This is a genomic window from Microbulbifer agarilyticus S89 (assembly GCF_000220505.1).
GTDB lineage: Bacteria > Pseudomonadota > Gammaproteobacteria > Pseudomonadales > Cellvibrionaceae > Microbulbifer > Microbulbifer agarilyticus_B.
In genome coordinates this window covers 104488-126638 of sequence record NZ_AFPJ01000043.1, presented here as the reverse complement: position 1 = coordinate 126638, position 22151 = coordinate 104488, and the positions used below count along the sequence as shown (strand labels likewise).

General features: G+C 57.8%; 15 protein-coding genes. 9 read left to right on the top strand and 6 right to left on the bottom strand.

Annotated elements, in window-relative coordinates:
- Positions 1–284: 284 nt before the first annotated feature.
- On the top strand, positions 285–992 hold the full coding sequence (locus AS89_RS0114135) for a FadR/GntR family transcriptional regulator (RefSeq protein ID WP_010133359.1): 708 nt from the start codon (positions 285–287) through the stop codon (positions 990–992).
- A gap of 32 nt (positions 993–1024) precedes the next feature.
- On the opposite strand, the gene AS89_RS17710 is transcribed toward AS89_RS0114135, so the two are convergent.
- Both AS89_RS17710 and uxuA read right to left on the bottom strand, forming a co-directional pair.
- Complete coding sequence (locus tag AS89_RS17710) at positions 1025–2575, bottom strand: mannitol dehydrogenase family protein (protein ID WP_138976414.1); 1551 nt, start codon at positions 2573–2575, stop codon at positions 1025–1027.
- Positions 2576–2590: 15 nt separating this feature from the next.
- Positions 2591–3766, bottom strand: a complete 1176-nt coding sequence (uxuA, locus tag AS89_RS0114125; protein WP_010133357.1) for a mannonate dehydratase — start codon at positions 3764–3766, stop codon at positions 2591–2593.
- A gap of 325 nt (positions 3767–4091) precedes the next feature.
- On the opposite strand from uxuA, the gene AS89_RS0114120 reads away from it, so the two are divergent.
- Entirely contained in the window at positions 4092–6284 is a 2193-nt protein-coding gene (locus tag AS89_RS0114120; protein WP_010133356.1) for a hypothetical protein, read from the top strand.
- A gap of 120 nt (positions 6285–6404) precedes the next feature.
- On the opposite strand, the gene kduI is transcribed toward AS89_RS0114120, so the two are convergent.
- Positions 6405–7235 carry a 5-dehydro-4-deoxy-D-glucuronate isomerase gene (kduI, locus tag AS89_RS0114115; RefSeq protein WP_010133355.1) on the bottom strand — a complete coding sequence of 277 codons (831 nt, stop codon included), beginning with the start codon at positions 7233–7235 and terminating at the stop codon, positions 6405–6407.
- 31 nt (positions 7236–7266) lie between these two features.
- Entirely contained in the window at positions 7267–8367 is a 1101-nt protein-coding gene (locus AS89_RS17705) for a DUF4861 family protein (protein ID WP_010133354.1), read from the bottom strand.
- A gap of 273 nt (positions 8368–8640) precedes the next feature.
- On the opposite strand from AS89_RS17705, the gene AS89_RS0114105 reads away from it, so the two are divergent.
- The 7 genes from AS89_RS0114105 (at position 8641) to AS89_RS0114075 (ending at position 20716) form a co-directional block, all read left to right on the top strand.
- Positions 8641–9996 carry a glycoside hydrolase family 88/105 protein gene (locus AS89_RS0114105; protein WP_010133353.1) on the top strand — a complete coding sequence of 452 codons (1356 nt, stop codon included), beginning with the start codon at positions 8641–8643 and terminating at the stop codon, positions 9994–9996.
- Positions 9993–10778: an SDR family NAD(P)-dependent oxidoreductase gene (locus AS89_RS0114100; RefSeq protein ID WP_010133352.1), complete on the top strand. Its 786-nt coding sequence runs from the start codon at positions 9993–9995 to the stop codon at positions 10776–10778. The genes AS89_RS0114105 and AS89_RS0114100 overlap by 4 nt, the downstream gene beginning before the upstream one ends.
- A 42-nt stretch (positions 10779–10820) precedes the next feature.
- Complete coding sequence (locus tag AS89_RS0114095; protein WP_010133351.1) at positions 10821–13262, top strand: glycoside hydrolase family 2 protein; 2442 nt, start codon at positions 10821–10823, stop codon at positions 13260–13262.
- A 200-nt stretch (positions 13263–13462) separates the two neighbouring features.
- Entirely contained in the window at positions 13463–16420 is a 2958-nt protein-coding gene (locus AS89_RS0114090; protein ID WP_010133350.1) for a TonB-dependent receptor, read from the top strand.
- 87 nt (positions 16421–16507) lie between these two features.
- Complete coding sequence (locus AS89_RS17700; protein ID WP_010133349.1) at positions 16508–17692, top strand: alginate lyase family protein; 1185 nt, start codon at positions 16508–16510, stop codon at positions 17690–17692.
- A gap of 70 nt (positions 17693–17762) precedes the next feature.
- Positions 17763–19178, top strand: a complete 1416-nt coding sequence (gene uxaC / locus AS89_RS0114080) for a glucuronate isomerase (RefSeq protein WP_010133348.1) — start codon at positions 17763–17765, stop codon at positions 19176–19178.
- A gap of 35 nt (positions 19179–19213) precedes the next feature.
- The gene (locus AS89_RS0114075) at positions 19214–20716 is read left to right on the top strand and encodes a mannitol dehydrogenase family protein (protein ID WP_010133347.1); all 1503 of its coding nucleotides are present in this window, start codon (positions 19214–19216) and stop codon (positions 20714–20716) included.
- A gap of 20 nt (positions 20717–20736) precedes the next feature.
- Here the strand turns inward: AS89_RS0114075 and AS89_RS0114070 are convergent, their stop codons facing one another.
- Positions 20737–21474, bottom strand: coding sequence for a FadR/GntR family transcriptional regulator (locus AS89_RS0114070; RefSeq protein WP_010133346.1), 738 nt, complete (start codon positions 21472–21474; stop codon positions 20737–20739).
- A 468-nt stretch (positions 21475–21942) separates the two neighbouring features.
- Complete coding sequence (locus tag AS89_RS0114065; protein WP_010133345.1) at positions 21943–22140, bottom strand: hypothetical protein; 198 nt, start codon at positions 22138–22140, stop codon at positions 21943–21945.
- Positions 22141–22151 lie beyond the last annotated feature (11 nt).

Sequence of the window (22151 nt, the reverse complement as noted above, 5' to 3'; positions counted from 1 at the left end):
AACCAAGCCCAAATCCATGCCAAGAAGTCGCATCACCTTCAGCCTCCCATAACTAGAAGCCCACAGGGGTACCACTGCTCCAGAAACAACTGGTAATATGGTCATACCACTTGACCATATAAGCAAATCGAGACCGCATTTGCAACCGCAGATCCGTGGAATACCGGGTGGCGCGCTTCTATCCCCGGGCAGATTTGGCTATCATCATCGGTTATCAGGACTAGTGGTCAGATAGGTTGCCACCCCCGGCGACACTGACACAGCAATATTCAAAGGTATTTCCCGTGGAATTACAGGCAATCAAGGCCGAGCGTCTTTATCTCAAGGTCGCGGAACAACTCTCCTCGCTCATCACCAGTGGCTCGATTAAACCTGGTGAGCGCCTGCCGTCGGAGCGCGTCCTGGCGGACAAGCTTGGGGTGAGCCGGCCGACCATCCGTGAAGCCATGATTGCCCTGGAGATTTCCGGTGTTATTGAGATCCGCACCGGCTCCGGCATTTACGCCACGCAGAAACAGTACCAACAGTCGCAACCAGAGATCGGCGACAAGGGTGTTGGCCCGTTCGAAATTCTTGAAACGCGTTTTATTCTGGAGTCGGAGGCCTGCGCACTGGCTGCGGCGCGCATCTCCAACGAACAGATCCGCGAACTCAAGAATGCGCTGAAGGAAATGGAAGAAGAAGAGAGCCGCCCGGACGCGTCAGAAAAGGCGGATTGGAAATTCCACCGTATTATCGCCGAAGCCTCCCAGAACACCGCCATTACCGGAATCGTCGATTGGCTGTGGGAGCTGCGCAATCAATCGGAACTCAGTACCGACTTTATGCAACGCCTGCGCGCTGAGGGCGTGCACCCGTCCATCGAAGATCATCGCAAGATTATTCTCGCGCTGGAGCAACGCAACCCGGAAAAAGCCCGGGCAGCAATGCGCAACCATATCGACAATGCCACGGCTGCAGCCGCAGCCTATTTCCAGCAGGATAACTCCTGACCTACCGCTACCCCGGGGTAGTGTGGCATGTTTCACACCACCTCGGGTGAGGCCTCCCTCAGCACCACGTCGACTCCCCGCGCAATAATGCGCGCGAGACTGTGCTGTACGCCCGCAATGAGCTTCCCGTCCTGCACCAAAACCACAGGTACACACCCTGCATGGGTGAGCAATGCCTGCACATGGTCCCGGGATGGAAACCCTTTTTGATCTTTCTTGCGCTGCAGCATCTTCACCAGCACTTGCGAACCGCCGTCATTCAACGGAAATCCTCCCGCGGAGAAAGAGTGCAGAAAAAGGTAGGCAAGCCAGGTGGCCACAACGGCAACTAGACGCGATGCCTTGTGCTCGCCCACAACCCTCTCGGCAAGCGGGGAAAAGATACGCTGCGGCAGCTTGCGACTGCTGCCGGCGATGACTTGCACGCAGGTATAGGGCAGTGCGCGGTTGGCGAATCGCGCAAGCGCCTCTTGCGAGTACTGGTGGTAATCAACCTCAGGCAGCTCCGCCAGTGTTGGTATCACCTCTTCCTGCAACAGCTGCAAGACAAATTGGCGGATATCGGGGTCGGAGATGGCCTGATGAATATACGCATACCCCTTGAGCGCCCCCAAAAATGCCACGGTTGAATGAGCCCCATCCAACAGGCGAATCTTCATGCGCTCATAGGGTGTGATATCTGGTACCACCCGGACACCTACTGCACCCCAGTCCGGCACCGGTGCGACAAAATTATCCTCTATTACCCACTGGCGGTACGGCTCACTGAGCACGCAGGCGTGGTCGCGATAGCCGGCTCTCTGCTGAAGTAGCTCCGCCATAGATTTGGTCACCGCCGGCACCATGCAGTCCACCACAGAACTGCAAACCCCCACCTGCTCTTCTATCCAGCTGGCCAACCCGCTGTCTTGCAGGCGCGCGGCCGTGCGCAGGCTGGCACGCAAAATCGCACCGCCGCTGGGGAGGTTATCGCAACAGATAATATTGAAACCGGGTAAACGTTGGTCGCGTCGTAAGCGGCATGCGGCCAGCAAATAGCCCACTACCGTAGTCGGTTCCGCAGGGTGGAGAACATCATGCACGATCGCGGGGTGCGAAAGATCCAGCTGCTGTCCGTCGCTGGACAGGCAGTAAATATGTTTGGTGGCAGTAATGGTGACGATTTTCGTCGAAGCCGAGGCCAGCGCTTCGATGACTTCAGAAGTGGACTCTGGAGCGAACAATACCCTGTCAATCGAGGCAATAACCCGCAGCTGATCGAGTCCGGCCGACTTCTCATGCAGTGTATACAGACCGTTTTGTGGCTGCAGTGCGTCACGGGCTGTAGAGCTGTGCAGGCTTACGCCAATGATCCGCCAGTTTCCGCCACGCCGTCGCAGCAAGTCGTCAATAAACACGGCCTGATGGGCGCGGTGAAAACTGCCACTACCGATATGGACAATTCCGGTACCCAGCAAGCGGGGATCGTAGCCTGGCATGCGTGCGCCATTGCCCAGCGTCCGAGCACCCTTCGACGCAACTTCGACAAATTCATTGTGCAAGGACCGACGCAGAGGCGATGAGGAACTCGTCTGGTCCGTCACAGTGCTATCCGAGTGCTACGCGGTCGCTTTCAGCGCGTGAATGACACCACGCAATTCTGCCAACCCCTTCAAGCGGCCCACATAGGAATAGCCGGGTTTGGCTGAGCCCAACTTTAACTCATCGGCCATGAGGTGGCCGTGATCTGGCCGCATGGGAATTTCGCAATTATTACCGGTGCCGCGCCGGCGCTGCTCTTCCTGCAACAGTGCGCGAATCAGGCCTACCATGTCATTGTCACCACCAAGATGGTCTGACTCATAGAAGGAACCATCCGCTTCGCGAATCACGTTACGCAGGTGAACGAAGTAAATACGCTCGGCAAACTCCTTCGTCATCGCCACCAGGTCATTGTCGCCGCGCGCACCAAATGAGCCGGCGCACATGGTCAATCCATTCGCAGGACTGGGATAGGCATTGAGCAAGGCGCGGGCGTCTTCCGCTGTAGAGACCACACGCGGCAAACCAAACAGGGAGAAGGGAGGATCATCGGGATGGATGCACATCTTCACCCCCACCGACTCCGCTACCGGGATAATTTCCCGCAAGAACATAAACAGGTTTTCGCGGAAGCGATCCGTTCCCAGGTCAGTAAACACTTGGATAGCGCGACGGATACTCTCGCGATCATGCGATCCCTCACCACCGGGAAGCCCGGCGATAATATTGCGCTCCAGCTGGACAAGCCCATCGCTGTCCGTGTTTTCCAGGTAGCGTGCAGCGCGCTCGAGCACATCCGGCGGATAGTCACCCTCTGCCCCCGGGCGCTGCAAGATATGCAGGTCGTAAGCGGCGAAATCCGCCATCTCAAAGCGCAGGGCCTGGCTGCCGTTTGCCAGGGTGTAATTCAGGTTTGTGCGGGTCCAATCCACAACCGGCATAAAGTTGTAACAGATGGTGTCGATACCGGCATTGCCAGCATTGATAACCGACTGGCGGTAGTTTTCCAGCATGCGCTCAAAATCACCGGTACGGGCCTTGATGTCATTGTGCACCGGTATGCTTTCGATAACCGACCAGGTAAGCCCCGCGGCCTCGATCATGTCCTTGCGTTCACGAATGTCAGACTCCAACCAAACCTCCCCAGCCGGCACCTGATGCAGGCTGGTCACAATACCAGTGGCACCCGCCTGTGCGATGTGCTGGAGAGTGATTCCGTCGTCTGGTCCGAACCAGCGCCAGGTTTCTTGCATTGGAGTTTCCTTCTTTCGTGCCTCGGCCACACAACTGGCATGACCACCGGACCAATTAAACTCTGTTTCCCCCCCAATCACAAGGCCAAACCGCCGTATCGCGTGCATTCCCGTTAAAATTAGCTGTCTTTATAGGATTTACAGACTTTTATCTTAGTGAATCGTTGCAAAGTGACGCGAAAGGCTGGTGGCATGATTGTAAGGCCAGTTGTTCTGATCTAGTTTTTGCTGGCCGCATCAGGAGCCTTAGCACGCTCCTGGAACAACCCGCGGCGATGAATGAGACAGAAAGACAACACGTCGAATCGACGACCTGGAGACAATAATGAATAAACACGCTCCTCAAGCCGACGCCGGAACAATCCCGGCAGCGCGGCGACACTGTGCGCGCGGCAAACTGCTGGGCGGCATGGCAGCCACCGTACTGGCCCTTGCGGCCACCCATACACCGGCCCACGCTGCCGGATACAAAGATGGCCAGCCACTGCCCACCAGTTATAGCCAAACCATCAACGCCGCAAGCCATGGTGTTATTGCTAACGACGGTATGGATGATGCGGCCGCGCTGCAAAACATCATCGACACCATGATCCCGCTCGGGAATGCACCATCCAACCGGATCGCCATCCAATTACCCGCCGGCGAAATTCACATTGACGACGAGGTACATGTAGACCGCTCGGGTGTCGTAATCCTTGGTGCCGGCAACAGCCCAACGAGCGGAACAAAAATCACGGTGCGGAGCTGGCAGCCCTATGGCGCGGATTCCAGCGGCGCACCAGATTTTGACAAGAAGTATTGGCCCGGTTTTGCCGCCTTCCGGGTTGAGACTCGCATCAAGCATTCTGGTGAGCAAAATTACGAGGGCAGTATTAACTTTCACTGGAAACACAGCATCGAATTCGATCAGACCGCGTCCATTGGCGATACCGTGCTGCACCTGGAAAACAACGGCGCCAACAAGTTTTCCGTGGGTGACCTGATCTATGTGGGCGCAGCCTCGGATACGGCCTTTATGGATTTGGGTGAGGTCCCCAGTGGCAAACGCTCCAACCTGCAGACCGGGCATATGCGCACGCAGATCTTTACCGTGACCGCGCGCAATACCAGTAATGACACAGTGACCCTGGATGCCCCGCTGGAGTTTGACATACCGCTCAACAACAGCAGCGGCTACAAGAGCCGCGTCATGCCGGTAACGGCGGTGAAGGATGTGGGCTTCCGGGACTTCTATCTGGAGATGGCCACCACAGGCACCAACTGTGCCGGCTACAACGGCAACGACTACTCCGCATCGAATCCCAACGGGGTCGGCCTGAAGTACGTCAATCTGTGCCCGGAAGATGCTATCCACGGCATTCTATTCAAATGGGCAGCAGACGGCTGGGTGGAAGATGTGCGCATGGAAATGACCGGTTCCCACCCGCTGGTGACCGAGTTCGCAAGACACATGACGTTCAAGGACAACCATTTCCACGGCTCCTGGAACAAGGGCGCGGGCGGCAACGGCTACTTCCGCGGCTCCAAGCTGTACAACAGTCTGATCAAGGGGAACGCCCTGTCACGGCTGCGCCACCTCACCCTGCAGTGGTCCGCTACCGGCAATATTGTGGAGGACAACACACTGGACTGTGATATCAACCTGCACGGTGGCTGGGAACGCAACAACCTTATTCGCAACAACACCGTTGCGGTTCCGTTTGAACACCGCAACTGGAGCAATGGCGCACCGGATAGCGGCACCTGGCAGCCGATCTGGTATGGCTCCGGTGATCATGCGAGCAACTGGTCAGGACCGACCGGCCCGAACAATGTGTTTATCAATAACACCCTGTCGAAGGCCACCACGGCAGGCGGGGCGATCACCACCTGGGGCCTGTTTGATACACCAGGGGTGAGCTATGCATTCGCCTGGGATGGCACCGGCTTCAAGCACCTGAACGTCAGTGGCACGCCGGTAAGCACCTGGGACCAGGCCTATGCCGAAGATGTCTACGCACAGATCCCGCTGTCCGGGGTCTATGTCAGCGGCAGCTCGTCCAGCAGTTCTTCGAGCAGCTCATCGAGTAGTAGCTCTTCCAGCAGTTCTTCAAGCAGCTCGTCCAGCAGTTCCGGTGGCAGTAGCTCCTCGAGCAGCTCTTCAAGTAGCTCGGGCGGCAGCAGCTCTTCCAGCAGTTCCTCGAGTAGCTCCAGTGGCGGTAGCTCTTCCAGCAGTTCCGGGGGTGGCAGCGGCTGTGCGAGCTACATCGATCTACCGTGGGACAGCCGTGAAGAGATCACCATCAGCAGCAGTGGCAGCTGCGTGCGATTTGATCGCGACCTGTCCGGTGAAAAACTGCAGGTATGGGACAGCAATGCCAACCCCAGCTGTGATTTCCGCGGCACCGTCACCTCCGTGAACGGCAGCGGCTCCCTCACCGTCGACGGTAATTACGAGTCCACCGGTAATTTGAGTGGCACCATCCTCAAGTACCAGCCCAACAACGGCTGCGTGTATGTGAAGACCCGCGCATACTGATGCGGTTTTTACGGGTGGTGGAAACACCGCCCGTATTCTATTTTCTGCCGGCATAAAAAAGCCCCGCACTGGCGGGGCAAGGCTTCGAAAAGCACCGACGCGAGGTCGGGGAGAAAATGCTTAACCGAGGTCGGACAACGTCAGATGATCCATATCATCAAACTGTTGGTTTTCCCCACCCATTGCCCACACAAAGCTATAGCTGCACGTACCCGCACCACTGTGGATAGACCAGTATGGTGAGGCGATCGCCGTCTTGGGGGCTAGGGGGATCGAGCGGGTTTCACTGGGCTCGCCCATGAAGTGGAATACACGCTCATCTTCCGGGAAATCAAAATACAGATAGACTTCGGTGCGGCGGCGATGGGTATGCGGAGGTTTGGTATTCCACACACTGCCATTCGACAGCCGCGTAACACCCATTACCAGCTGACAGCTGTCCACCACCCCCGGGCAGATCGCCTGATAGATTACCCGCTCGTTGCTACCCTCCAGCGCGCCAAGCTCTACCTTGTGCGCCTTGTCCAGGGTGACGTGCACGGTTTCCGCTTTCCTGTGGGCGGGGTAACTCACCAGGTAGAATTCCGCCGGCGCCTCACCATCACTAAAGAAATTTACCGTACGGCTGCCGCGGCCGACATACAGGAATTCCAGAGAATCCAGCGCATAAGGTTTGCCATCCACCTCCACCCGGCCCGGCGCCCCCAGGTTTACAATTCCCAGCTCACGACGCTCACAAAAATACTCACTGGCAAGCTCTTTGTGTGTGGGCAGGGACAACGGCTGGTGTTGCAGGGGTACCGCGGCACCAACCAATGCGCGATCCACATCCGTATAAGTCAGATTCAACTCACCCGCGCGAAATAGGCCCTCCATGCAGAAGTTTTCGCGCAGTTCTGCGCTGGTCATACGCTGGTAACGGACACTGTCTGCGGTCTGTAAAAAATTCATAAGCGCTGTAATTCCTTGATTATTTCTTTCTTTATTCTGCGTGTTCAGATGGGGACTGATTCAGGCGCGAGACCTGCTGCTGCAGGTAACTGATAAAGTCCTGCTCGCTATCAATACCCTCCGCCCGCCATACACCAGCAAAGTAGTACTCCACCTGCGCAGCGCCCTTTAACTGCACCAGGTGGTTATTGGCATCATCACGAATTTCCGCGAGGTCTGCATTGCGGAAGAAAATCGCCATGCCGAGCTGGTCGTCAGCGAGACTCTGCATCCCCCAGGTGGCGAGATAGCCCCACTCCGAGTCGGCAGGACGATAGGTAAGCGGCTGCAAGCCATGGCGCACAATACCGGTGGCCCAGCCTGGTAGCGGTTGGTCCACCGTGGCCCGCACATGGGTCAAGCGGGAGCCGGGGGCAATACGCAACTGCATGGTGAGATCACGTGCACCCTCTGGGGTTTGCCAGCCGGAGTACTGCAGATCGACACCGGAAGCATCCGGTTCATTGTGGATTTGCAGCGAGGCGCCGTCGAATGTGTTTACCCCGGTGAGCCCGCTGTCACTCCAGGCGCCGATACCGCCAAGGCCAAGCGAATTGCCCACCTTTAAAACATCCATCCCCCAGTCGGCCAGGGTGTGGTAGTCGGAACCATCCACGCCGACTTGCGGCAGCACCAGCTGCGAACGAGTTTTGCCAAAAACATCGATCGCCGCTCGGTGATCAAAGTAAAGCCGGTAGGCCACCAACTCCGATTCCCAGCCCGGTCCTTCATATTTAAACAGCGCATCACCCACGGTGTGGGTCGCCGGCAGCGTCATCGATGCCACCGGCACCAGTTCACCCCCGCGTAGTTTGCCCGCATCATCGGCCACCGCACCGCGGCGCACCGCGAGTTCCGCATAGGCGCCTTTGTCTGCGAGCGGTGCCTTGCCGGCGGTCATCGCGGTGGCGGGCACACTTGCTTGCGCCAGCGCCAGCGCGAGTGCTGCGGCAGGGGCGCAACGCGTCCCAAAACGCGTCCCAAATAGACGCAATATGTTTTGCCCGAAAGTGGTACACATACGAGTGGCACTCGCACCCGCCAGGTTCTGAGCCTGAGTGCGGTATCCGTTTTGTGAATCAGGGGTTTGCATGGCGACCTCCCAGGTCCTCGAGTAGCCGTCCCTGCTGAAACTGCGCAGCGGTGGACACGTTGGTCAGGCCACTATACACTTGGTCAACTGGTAATACCACATTACCAAATAAATACCGAATAACGGTATACGTAGAAGTCCCGACCAGCTGCGCTCAAACAGCGCGCGTTCGCAGTAAAAATAAAATGGGACATCGCCGACAGAGCATCCGCGTGATCACAACAACGCGTCACGCCGCACCGATAACAGAGAAATAACCAGAAAGGCCGCCCTATGTTGAATACTTTGCGCCCCTCCCTGTCACTCCGGCATGTCCTGCACGTTGCCGCGCCTCTTACCCTGTGCGCGAGCCTTGTTGCCTGTGCGAAGGACGAACAGCCCACTGCCCAGCAACAAGCACCCGTCAATGCGGCACATGCGGAAGCGCCACAGTCCCCTGCAGTGTTTTGGCCGCAGCCGGTGCAATGGCAACAGCCCGGGACCGAACAGCAGGCATTCAGCGATAGCCTGAGCCCGAGCGCGATCACCAGCGTGGCCAACCAGGTCGCCGACTGGCAGCTTAGCCAATACGACCTGCGCAGTAATATGATGCGTGCCGAGGGGCGCCCCAGCGGTATCCCACAGGGCTGGATGTATGCGACCTGGCAAATCGGCCTGCTCGACTGGGCAGAAGCGAGCCAGCAGCCCGCCTACGAACAAGCGGTGTTCAATGCATCGGCGGTAAACCTGTGGCAACTGGGCCCGCGCATCCACCACGCAGACGACCATGCAATGGGTGCCGTGTACCTCAAGCTGTATGAAAAGTACGGCGACGCTCACAAGATCAAGCACCTCACCGATACCTTTGACCAGGTACTCGAAAACCCGGCGGACAACAGCCTGGCCTTCGATGACGACGACAAATACCTGCAGCCTCTTGCCTACCGCGACTTCGATGACCCCGCCTGCACCCTGCGCTGGTGCTGGGCCGATGCCATTTTTATGGCGCCGCCGGTATGGGCAGAGCTGGCCCGTGTTTCGGGAGACGAAAAGTACCTGGAATTTATGGACCAGGAATTCTGGGTAACCACGGATTACCTGTACAACACCGACGAAAAGCTGTACCTGCGTGACAGCCGCTATTTTGAGCGCAAAGACGATCAGGGCCGCTTGATTTACTGGGGCCGTGGCAATGGCTGGGTTCTGGCCGGTATCGCCCGCACCCTGCACGCCCTGCCCGATCACTTTGCGGCAAAAGAGCGCTACCAGTCGCTGTTTGTCGAGATGAGCGAACGCTTGGTAGACCTGCAACAAAAAGACGGCAGCTGGCCTTCTTCACTGCTGGAAATCGAGCAGCAGTCTCCGCCAGAATCCAGCGGCACAGGCCTGCTGGTGTACGCGTTGGCTTGGGGAGTGAACAATGGACTGCTCACCGAGCAGAAATACCGTGACGCTGTAGCGCGCGGCTGGTCGTCTCTCGTCGATAGTGTGCACCCGAATGGCAAACTCGGCTGGGTCCAGCAAGTTGCGTTCGCGCCGGGCTCCGCGACGGCCGACGACACCCAGCTGTACGGTACTGGCGCTCTGCTGCTGGCCGCCTCTGAAGTGATTCGCATGACCGGCGAGCAACGCGCGGAGGTCGCGCAATGAGCCAGGCCAGCCAGGACTATTTGCAGCAGCAATTTGGGCTCAACGGAAAAACGGCGCTGGTTACCGGTGCCAGCCGCGGCCTGGGCCGTGCCATGGCCATGGCACTGGGGCAGGCCGGAGCGAAAGTACTGGCAGTGGGCAGCCGCGCGGAAAGCGCGGCAGAAACCGTGCTGGCACTGCAAGAGGCCGGCGCGCAAGCCCAGGCCTATGGGTGCGACCAGTCAGACCCGACGCAAATCGATGCACTGTTCGCGCAGATTGCACAGGATGGCAACACCGTCGATATTCTAGTAAATAACGCCGGCACCATCCGCCGTGCCCCTGCCGCGGATACCTCCGACGTGGACTGGCTGGCGGTGATCGACACCAACCTGAACGGGGTTTTTCGCCTGTGCCGCGCCGCCGGCCAGCAAATGCTCGCGCAGGGCTCCGGCAAGATCATCAATATCGCTTCGCTGTTAAGTTTTTCCGGCGGCATTACCGTACCGGCGTATGCCGCCAGTAAAGGCGCAGTAGCACAGCTTACCAAGGCACTGGCAAATGAGTGGGCATCAGACAACATCCAGGTAAACGCCATCGCACCGGGATATTTTGCCACGGACAACACCGCCAATTTGCGCGCAGATGCCGATCGTTTCGAGTCGATCAGTGCGCGCATTCCCGCCGGACGCTGGGGTGCCCCGGACGATCTGGCAGGCGCGGCGGTGTTTCTCGCCTCGAGGGCCGCAGACTATATGAATGGGCATGTGATGCTCGTCGATGGAGGCTGGATGGCCCGATAAAAATTCGGCAATCCAATAACGAAATCAAAAACGGAGCCAACCATGCAACGCACCGGGGACTCATCCTCAACTTCCAGCACCGCAGTATTATTCTGCGGTGCTTTTTTTTGCCTGTTTTTCTCCAGTGTTTTTGCCGCATCCAACGATGGAAAACAGCGGTTTAATGACGGCTGGTATTACCTGCAAGATGAGCGCACCACCCCACCAGCGGTGAACACGGCTGGCGCTGTGGCGGTGACCCTGCCGCACACGTGGAATGCGACAGACACCGTCGACCCACTGCCCGGTTATCGACGTGCGGCGGGCTGGTATAGCAAAACATTCCGCCTGCCTAGTGCCGCACAGCGCGCGCCGCGCTACAAGCTGCACTTTGAAGGCGCCAACCAGAAGGCGTGGGTCTACCTGAACGGTGAGAAAATCGGTGAGCACATTGGCGGTTACCTCGGCTTTACCGTCGAGCTGACCGAGCAGCTGCGCGCGGGCGACAACCTGCTGCAGGTGCGGGTTTCCAACGCCTACGACCGCAACCTGATCCCGTCACAAAAGGCGGACTTTTTTATTCATGGCGGACTGACCCGCGATGTATGGCTGCTGCCATTACCGGCGAGCCATATTCAGTCCCTCACCATCGACACGCCTGCCGTCAGCAAGCAGTCTGCAGAAACCCGCGTGACCGTGGCGCTGGACCAGCTGGAACCACAGGCACATACGCTGCACCTGGAGTTGCGTGATCCCAAACAGCGGTTGGTCAGCACGCGGCAAGCCTCGCTGGAAAATGCCGGCGACAAGGTGATGGTAGAGTTGCCCGAAATTACCGAACCTAGCCTCTGGTCACCTTCATCCCCCGCACTGTATTCGGTCACGGCAGAGCTGCGCGATGCGCGCGGAAAACCTCTGCACAGTGCACGGCAGCGCTTTGGCTACCGCTGGTTTTCCATGCCCGCGGGCCAAGGGTTCTTCATCAATGGCAAGCGCCTGCTGATACGCGGTACCCATCGCCATGAAGAGCACGCCGGGATCGGTGCTGCGCTCAGCAATGCGCAACACCGTGCGGATATGCAGCAAATCAAAGATATGGGCGCAAACTTCGTGCGCCTTGGGCACTACCCCCAGGACCCGGAAATCTACCGCGCGGCGGATGAGCTGGGGTTGATCCTGTGGGATGAATTGCCCTGGTGCCGCGGCGGCATGGGCGGCAGCGAGTGGCAACAGAACACCGAGCGCCTGCTGCAGCAACAAATCACTCAGAACCGCAATCACCCGAGCATTGCCTTCTGGTCGCTGGGCAACGAAATGTACTGGGAAGAAGATTTTCCCGGTGGTGGTGATGACGAAAAAATTCTGCCGTTCCTGGAGAAATTAAACCAGCAGGTGAAGGCTATGGATCCATCGCGTCTCACCACCATTCGCAAATACTATCCCGGTGCCGATATTGTGGATGCCTTCTCGCCCTCAATATGGGCAGGATGGTACGGCGGCGCCTATGGCCAATACCGCGAAGCGATCACCAGCGCCCAAGAAAAATATCCGGCGTTTTTGCATATGGAATACGGTGGCTCCAGCCATCGCGGTCGCCACACGGAAACGCCACTGGGGCCCGAAGGATTTATCGATGCGCAGGTATCGGTGGCCGAGGCAATGAACCAGGCAGTGGTCAAAAGCGTGGCCAAGGACAGCGACTGGAATGAAAGCTACATAGTCGACCTGTTCGACTGGCACCTGTCGGTGAGCGAAAGCCAGGATAATTTCGCCGGCAACGCACAGTGGGCGTTCAAGGACTTCGGCACACCGCTGCGCCCAGAGAACCCCCTGCCCTACGTGAACCAAAAGGGACTGGTGGACCGTGCCGGCACCCCCAAAGACGCCTACTGGGTATTTGCCAGCTACTGGGCCGAGCAGCCGTTCTGCCGTATCGAGTCCCACAGCTGGACGGTGCGCTTTGGCGATAAGCGCGGCCGCCCGGTGCATGTGTACTGCAATACGGATTCCGCCGAGTTGTTCCTGAACGGCGAAAGCCTTGGGCGCAAGCAGCGGATCGTAGGCAAATTCCCTGCACATGGCCTGGTGTGGCAGGTACCGTTTAGCGAGGGCGACAACCAGCTGCGGGTACAGGGATTTACCGCAAATCGTGAACCCGTCAGCGATGCCATGACCCTGACTTACCATATCGGCGAGCCGGCCCCGGTCGCCAAAGTGGTGATGACGTCCGAGCTGCTTGCCCCCGACCACTACCGCATTACCGCGGAGGCACTGGATGCCAAAGGGCGGCGTGCGGTGCAGTTCAATGACCGCGCCTATTTCTCCACACTGGATGGCGACGGTGCACTGGCGCAGAACCTCGGTACCTACACCGGTTCCAGCATTATCGAGATGGCCAACGGTGTGGCCCAAATCGACTTTACCCCCGGAACTCGGGCGACTACCGTAGAATTCCGCGCCCAAAACATAAAAGGGGTCTACCTGACCCTGCCCGCCGCCCCTTAGAGGGCGCCGGGTACCCGGGCAAGATAGGGGTTGAATATGATGACAGGAGCCAACATGTAAGATGGTCAGGCCACTTGACGGCTTGTCATTTTTAGGGAACCATGCGTATACCCGTCAACAGTAATGCGATGATGGGATCTGACAGCGGTCCGGTCAGAAGAGACATCAAAATAACAAGTCAACCTTTCGGGGACCTGAGCATGACAACTGATAACAACCAATCTTCACGCCCGCGATTTACCAAAACCCTTCTCAGCAGCGTGATCGCCCTTGCGGTTTCTCCTGTAATGGCCCAGGAAGGCAGCGAACTGGAGGAGGTCGTCGTGACCGCGCAATTCCAGCGCAACCTGGATAACGCGCTGGATGTAAAACGCAACGCTTCCACGATTGTCGACGGTATTTCCGCTGACGACATCGGCACCCTGCCCGCACTCGATATGGGTGAAGCCCTCCAGGCTGTTGCTGGTGTCCAGCTAAACCGGGAAGGTGAGCGCCGCGAGTCCAGTATCAACCTACGCGGAATGCCATCCGGTTTTGTACAGACCACCGCGAACGGCCAGACTTTCGCCAGCCCGGCACGCAGCACCAAGGCATTCGGTGCACCCAATCCGTTCGGCGCATTCGATCCAGCAGTATTTAACGGTACTAATGTGATCAAGACCCAGACCGCAGCCATGCAGGAAGGCGGTATTGCCGGTACCGTGGACCTGGTCCTGCCGCGCGCGTTGGATAAAAAAGATGGCCGCCTGGATCTGTCGGTCGCAGGCCGTGCCGAGCAGCTGTCCGATGCGGTTGACAGTGAAATGGTTCTATCCGGTTCCAAGCACCTGATCAGCGACCAGCTCGCGGTCACCGCGACGCTCGCCACTTCCGAGCAAACCTTCCGCCGCGATACGGTTAAGATCAACCGCTACACCAATATCCCGACCAATGACAACTTCGTCGGCGCCAATGGTGAGGACTTCGCGACCTGGGCCGCAGCAAACAACCTGCCGGACAATGCTGTAGTGCGTATGCCCGGTGAACTGCGCCAGGGCTCTGAAATTAACGAAGGTTCACGTACTTCCTTCTCCGGCGGTGTGGAATTCCAGGCAACCGATAACCTGAAGCTCGGCCTGAATGTGCTCTATACCGAGCGCGACATGAACGACAATGGCCAGCAGGAACTCGACCTGCGTACCCGTAGTGGCGGTACCGTAATCACCCCCAACAGTGATCCGCGCAACACCGGCAAGGTAGACGACGACGGCAACCCGATTTATACCGTGTCCGATATCCTGTTTGCGGATGTGGATTACCGCAACACCTCGCGTATCTGGGATACCTACGAACAGTCACAAGCCGTGTTGATGGATGCCGAGTGGTCAAACGACGACTGGACTGTCGATGGACTGGTATCGCTCTCATCCGCGGAAAACAATTGGAGCGAGCTATTCTACACCCCGATCTTTAAAGCGGGCAGCAGCGGTGTTTCCGGGCGTTTGTATACCGGTGAAGGGGATGTGGGTAACTTCGTCACTGAATTCCAGGGCCTGGAAAATATCAGCCTCGAAGGTGAGTGGCTGGTCAAAGACACCCTGAGCGGCTCCGGTGTTACCACCCTTGTGGATAATTCCAATATCCAGGCGCTGATTACCGGCACCTACGAAACCCTGGAAACCGAAGCCAATTCCTTTGAACTGAATGCCAAGCGTGCACTGGAGTTGCCGGTAGTGTCCGCAGTCTCCTTTGGCTATCGCTACTCCAACCAAACGCAGGACTCCGATCGTCTGCGCAGCTCGCCCACCGGTATTGACCTGAACGGCATCCTCAACGACGCCGCCATCGGCAATCCAGCCTATGTCAGCGAAGGCAACTTCTTTGGTGGTGAGGCTCCGGGCTTCGCCGGTGCCGGTGCTGGCTGGTTCGCGCTGGATGTAGACGCAATCAATGCACAGGCCGCCGCCTCCATTGGTAATGTTGCTCCGGACCCCGTGACCGGTGAAATTCCCGTACGCGTACCGACCACCGGCCTGATCGCCCGTGGCGGCCAACAGAGTGCCGGCCTGGTGTACGACGTGGACCTGGATACTTCCGCACTGTACCTGATGGCCGACCTGGAATTCGCCGTCGCCGAAATGCCGGTTTCCGGTAACGTCGGCGTGCGCTATGTGAACTCCGAGCAGACCGCAGAATCGCCTTACTATGCGTTCGGTGCGACCGACATCAACAATCCGGAACAGCGCGCGGTAGAGAACGATTACGACTTCCTGCTGCCGAGCCTGAACCTGGCGATGGACCTGCGTGAAGACCTGGTGCTGCGTGTCGCTTACGGCGAATCGATTTCACGCCCGAACGTGCGTGCGGCAACGCCGGCCACGACCATCTCCTCTCGCCCGGGGGAAGTGAATATCCGCCTGCCGGGTGCCGACGTGGAACCCTTCACTGCACGCTCCTACGACGTGTCACTGGAATGGTATAACCGCGAAGGCAGCGCCATTACCTTTGCCGCTTTCCAGAAGAAGATCGACAACTTCTTCACTGCAGTGGATAGCTGTGATGCCGGGTTGCTTTCCAGCTACGACGTGAATGTAGGTAGCCTCTCTGTTCAGAACGGCAACTGCCTAACCAACGGTGTCGACGCTTACGATGCAATCGATGCGGACTACATCATGGCCGGTGACCAGGTGAGCATCAGCAAGATCCAGAACGTGGACGAGCAGATTGAAGTACGCGGTTATGAAGTCTCTGTACAGCAGAACCTCAGCTTCCTGCCCGCCCCATGGAATGGTTTCGGCGGTATCGTGAACTACTCCAGTACTTCCCAGGACGCACCGCTCGACGCGCGTATTCCGGGTATCTCTGATGACACCTACAACGTTATCGGATACTGGGAAGACGGCCCTTTCGGCATCCGTCTCGCCTACAACTATCGCAGTGAATACGAGCTGGAAAGTGTGGGCACCTTTAACGGTGAAGGAAACAAAAACGTTAAAGCCGCGGGCCGGGTTGACCTCTCCGCCTACTATAACGTGACCGACAACTTCTCGCTGTCGCTGAAAGGCTACAACCTGACCGAAGCACTGTATGAGGAATACCAGGACACGGAATTCCAGCCACGTGCCACCCACTTCGATGGACGCATCTTCGTAATGCAAGCGAAGTACAAGTTCTTCTAAGTCGATTGTGGTCAGATCGCCAAATGAAAAGGGACCCCTGTGGGTCCCTTTTTCACGAACACGCCTAAACAACCCGGGAGACACTCGATGTCGCGCACCAGTTTCCAGCTATCACTCCTGCTGAGCCTGTTTCTGGTTGTTCAGGCTACGTGGGCACAACAGGAAACGGCATCACTTCTGGTCCTTGAGCGCGAGGCTCTTGCGGCAATAGCTGAAGAACCCTCAACCATCGCAGCACTTGTACAGAACGCCGAACAGGCACTGCGCAAGCCGCTGTATTCCGTTACCGACAAAAAATCTCTGGCAGACAGTAAAGACCCCCATGACTACTACAGTCTCGGGCCCTACTGGTGGCCAAACCCAAATACCGAAAACGGATTGCCGTACATCCGCCGCGATGGCGAGCGCAACCCGGAGATAAATACCCAGGCTGGTGACAACCGTCGCCTGGTCGCGCTGAGTCGCGATGTCACTGCGCTGGCCCTCGCTTTCCACTTTACCGGCGAACTGCGCTACGGCAGGAAAGCACGTCAATTGCTGCGCACCTGGTTTATTGACCAGGACACTCGCATGAACCCGAATTTCCAGCACGCACAGGCCATTCCGGGTATCACTACCGGGCGCGGCATCGGCATTATCGAAGCGCGCTTTCTGATCCCCATCATTGATGCAATTACGCTACTGGGTTCACAATTAAGTGCGCAGGAGCAACAACAAATTCGCCAATGGTATGCCGACTTCAACCACTGGTTACGCACCAGTGATAATGGCTTTGAAGAGGACAACTGGCACAACAACCATGGTACCTGGTTCGACGCGCAAGTGGTTGCCTATGCTTTGTTTACCGAAGATATGCCCACCGCAAAACGCCGCCTGCGCATTACCCAGATGCGCCGCATCGGTAGCCAGTTTGATCGCCATGGCAACCAACATGCCGAGTTTGAGCGCACCCGCCCCTGGCACTACGCAAACTTCAACCTGGAGGCGTATAACCTGCTGGGTCGCTTGGGCGAAACTGCCGGCGTGGATATCTGGAATTACTCGGTAGATGGCCACGCACTGAAACAAGGTTATGCATTAATTGCAGAAACCGTACTCGCCCCAGAAACCTGGTCGCATAAAGAGAAATATGGCTTCGACCCGTTGAGAGCAGCGAGTACGCTGTATACCGCACAGCGGGTTTACAACGATACACTGTTTACCGAGGCGTGGCAGAGCCTTCACCAAAATCACGCATTGCCATTCGATCCGCGTCTGACACCGGTACGGTAATGCACAAACACGCTCTTCAATGCATGACAGATAATTTACCAACAGATTAAGCAGCACTGGAAATCTCACAATGACAAATCCCCTGATACTGCACCCCGATCGCCTGTTTCCCGCAGATACCAATATCCGGGATATCGCACGTAACCTGTACCAGAGCGTGAAAGAACTGCCGATTATCAGCCCGCATGGCCATACCGACCCGGCCTGGTTTGCCGACAACCAGCCCTTTGGCAATCCAGCGGATTTACTGATTCGACCGGACCACTACGTGTTCCGCATGCTGTATTCCCAGGGTATTCCGCTGGAGCAATTGGGCATTCGCAGCCAGGACGGCTCACCCGTAGAGCAGGACCCGCGCAAAATCTGGCAGCGGTTTGCAGAAAATTATCACCTGTTCCGCGGCACGCCCTCGCGTATCTGGCTGGATACGGTATTCCACGATGTATTCGACCTGGATGTGCAGCTCAACGGAGATACCGCTGAAACCTACTACGCACGCATCGACAGCTACCTGAGTACGCCAGAATTTTTGCCGCGCGCACTGTTTGAACGCTTCAATATCGAAGTGCTAGCCACTACCGAATCACCGCTGGATGACTTGCGTCACCACCAGAAAATTCGCGAGAGCGGCTGGGCCGGGCGCGTGATCACCGCTTTCCGCCCGGATCCGGTGCTGGACCCGGAGTTTGAAGGCTTTGCCGATAACCTGGCAAAGCTCGCAGAAATTACCGGTGAAGACACGAGCAGCTGGTCCGGCTATCTCGCCGCCCTGCGCAACCGCCGTGCCTTCTTCAAGGAGATGGGAGCAACTTCCACCGATCACGGCCACCCCACGGCCGCCACCGCCAACCTGTCACCGGCTCAGGCCGAGGCATTGTTCAACAGGGTACAAGGCGGCGATTGCAGTGCAGCCGACGCTGAACTGTTCCGCGCACATATGCTGACGGAAATGGCGCGCATGAGTATCGAGGATGGCCTGGTGATGCAAATCCATCCCGGGTCTTACCGCAATCACAATACCGGCGTGTTCCAGCGCTTCGGCCGCGACAAGGGTTGCGATATTCCGCTGCAAACCGAGTATGTGCAGGCGCTGCAACCATTGCTGGAAGCCGTGGGTAACGAGTCGCAGTTGAGCATCATTTTGTTCACCCTGGATGAAACCAGCTACAGCCGCGAGCTGGCGCCATTGGCTGGCCATTACCCGGCACTGAAGCTCGGCCCCGCCTGGTGGTTCCACGATAGCCCCGAAGGTATGCGCCGCTTCCGCGAGCAGGTGACCGAAACTGCCGGCTTCTACAACACCGTCGGTTTCAACGACGATACCCGGGCATTTCTGTCGATACCCGCGCGTCACGACGTCGCGCGACGCATGGACTGCGTGTGGTTGGCGCAGCTGGTGGCAGAGCACCGCTTGCAAGAGTCCGAGGCGTTCGAGCTGGCGGAGGACCTCGCCTATAACCTGGCGAAGCGCGCTTACAAGCTGTGACGGGATACCGAGGAACAAGTGATGAGCCGAGCACTATGAACATGCACAGACTGAATCAGCACGCCCTTGAGTCCCTCCCCGCCGAGGTAATCAAGCCAGCGTATAACCGCGATGCTATTGCCACCGGCATCGTGCACCTGGGTATCGGCGCTTTCCATCGAGCGCATCAGGCCTGGTTTACCGAGCAGCGGATTACCGCGGGCGAACACGACTGGGGAATCCTGGGTGCCAGCCTGCGCTCGGGCAGCGTGCGCGACCAGCTGGCACCTCAGGATGGACTCTACACTGTGGTAGAGCAGTCAAACGGTGCCGCAAAAGCACAGGTTATCGGCGCGGTTCGCGAGGTACTGGTGGGCCCGGAAGACCCGCAACAGCTGCTCGCAGCAATGGCCCAGGAAAGTGTGCGTATTGTTTCCCTGACCATTACCGAAAAAGGCTACTGCCACGACCCCGCCAGCGGTAACCTGAACCTGCAGCACCCGGATATTATTCACGACCTGCAAAACCCGCAGTCACCAAAGTCGGCTTTGGGCTATATCGTCGGCGCGCTGGCACTGCGCAAAGCCCGTGGCTTACCGGGCTTTACCGTACTCTCCTGCGATAACCTGCCATCCAATGGCAAACTACTAGGCCGGGTGTTGGCGCAGTTTGCCGAGCAGCTAGACGGCGAACTCGCACAGTGGATCGCTGGCAACACAACTACCCCGGCCACCATGGTCGACCGAATTGTGCCCGCCACCACCGACGCCGACCGCGACGCGGTGGAAGACCTGTTAGGCGTGCGCGATGAAGCCGCAGTGATTACCGAGCCGTTCGCACAGTGGGTGGTAGAAGATGATTTCCTGCTTGGGCGCCCCGACTGGGACAAGGCCGGTGCCATGTTCGTCAAGGATGTGGAAATTTATGAGTTGATCAAGTTGCGCCTGCTAAATGGCAGCCACTCACTGCTTGCCTACAGTGGTTACCTGGCGGGCTGCGAAACCGTGGCCGATGCAATGGCACAACCGGCATTTAAAAAACTCGTCGAGTATTTTATGCAGCAGGAAGTGGCACCCGGCATCGCCGTACCGCCCACCTTCGATATCGCCGCTTACCAGGCCCAGCTTATCCAGCGTTTTGAAAACCGCGCCCTGCACCACCGCACCTGGCAAATTGCCATGGATGGCTCCCAGAAAATCCCCCAGCGCTGGTTGGGTACCCTGCGCTACCAGCTGGACAGGAAGGGACCGATCTCGGCCATCAGCTTCACGCTGGCCAACTGGTTTCGCTACGTTTCTGCGGTGGATGAACAAGGCAATGCCATCGAGGTCTCCGACCCGCTGGCGCAAGAGCTAAAAGAAATTTGGGATCAATTTAAACCGGCGGGTAATGCAGCGGTAGTTAAGGCATTCCTCGAATTTGCCCCAGTCTTCGGTAAAGACCTCAAACACAGCGCACGCTTACATGCGTCGATCACCCATTGGCTTAATGCGCTGGATGTAGACGGTACTCTGGCTTGCGCCCAACAGGTACAAGCGGAAGCCGTTACCCCGGGCTAATCGACCGGGATAGGTACCCATCAGGGCAGTGCGAAACGCTGGCGAGCGGCACTCATTTCGCGCCGGGCCTGTTCCAGTGCTTCCGCTTCGGTAGCATCCAGCAACTGCTGGACTACGCGCTGCAAATGATCGCGCATCGCATTGCGCGCGGCTTCCGGGTCGCGTGCCTTAATCGCCTGCAAGATACGACGGTGTTCTTCAATGCGCGGTTTGCTGCCGGCCTGACGTGCGCGCTCCAGAATGCGCACGGAAATAGAGGAGCTGTTGCGCAGCTTCCACAGGTGTTCACACACGGAAACCACAGCATCGTTGTGGGTACAGCGGGCAATATGTAAGTGGAATTTTTCGTCCGCGATTTCGGCGCCGGACTCGGCAGCGTTCTCCGCAATCATCTCGTCGAGCAGCACTTCGAGTTGCGCGATTTCACCATCGGACATCTCGCGCGCGGCAAGGCCCGCGGCCTCACCCTCAAACATCATGCGCGCCTGCAATACTTCAAAAGCACCGATATCGTTTTCACCGCCGGAAAAGCCGCCGGGGCGTGCATCGGTCACGTAGACACCGGAGCCACCCTTCACTTCGACGTAACCGCCAAGCTCAAGGGCAATGATTGCCTCGCGCACGGTCGGACGGCTGACCTCAAATCGCTCGGCCAATTTGCGCTCCGCGGGAAGACGGGTACCAGCCGGATAATCCCCCGCGTCGATAGCGGCCGCCAGTTTTTCCGCCACCTGTTGATAAAGTCTCGCGCCCCGCATTCCCCAAACTCCCCTATCTACGACATCCGCCATTATGCTCTGCTTCGCCACACCTATCTGACCACCGCGGCAGCAAAATCAGACTCGAGTAGCTCCAATGGTCATCCCACCTCACCGCACAGCAGCCAGCCCGGCCTGACCTTATGCTGACACTTGCGGCAGCGGAGCACCTGACCAGGCTCCGAGGTAAGCACGCGGTACCCCAAATTGGCGGCTCGGCTAAAAAATTTGGCGGGATTCTAGCAGAAGGAATTTGACGACCTCAACCAAGGCAAGCCAGTTTGGCCTGACCAAAGCTTGCCGGATATTTAGCGAGGGACTGACCGGATTTACCCGGCAAAGCGGTTGCGGGGAGAGGCAGCAGGGAGAGGCAACGGAAAGAGGCAGCGGAGAGAGGCCGCGGAAAGAGTTGCGCCGGGTCATCGAGATTCACCGGCGCACATGCGTTCACCAACACACCGGTGAGGGTTAGTCGAGCGGTTTTGCCGGCGCTTTGCTCAGTAAAACCAGTACCAATGTTGCGAGTGGCCCGAAGATCAAACTCAAGATCCACCAGATCAGGCCACTGCGGTTTTTACCCTGGGCCAGACCCGCGTTGATCAGGGAGAGCGTTCCCCAGCCCACCAGCCACTCCCGTGACTGGATCATGACTTGATACTCTTCCATAGCGTTGGTTC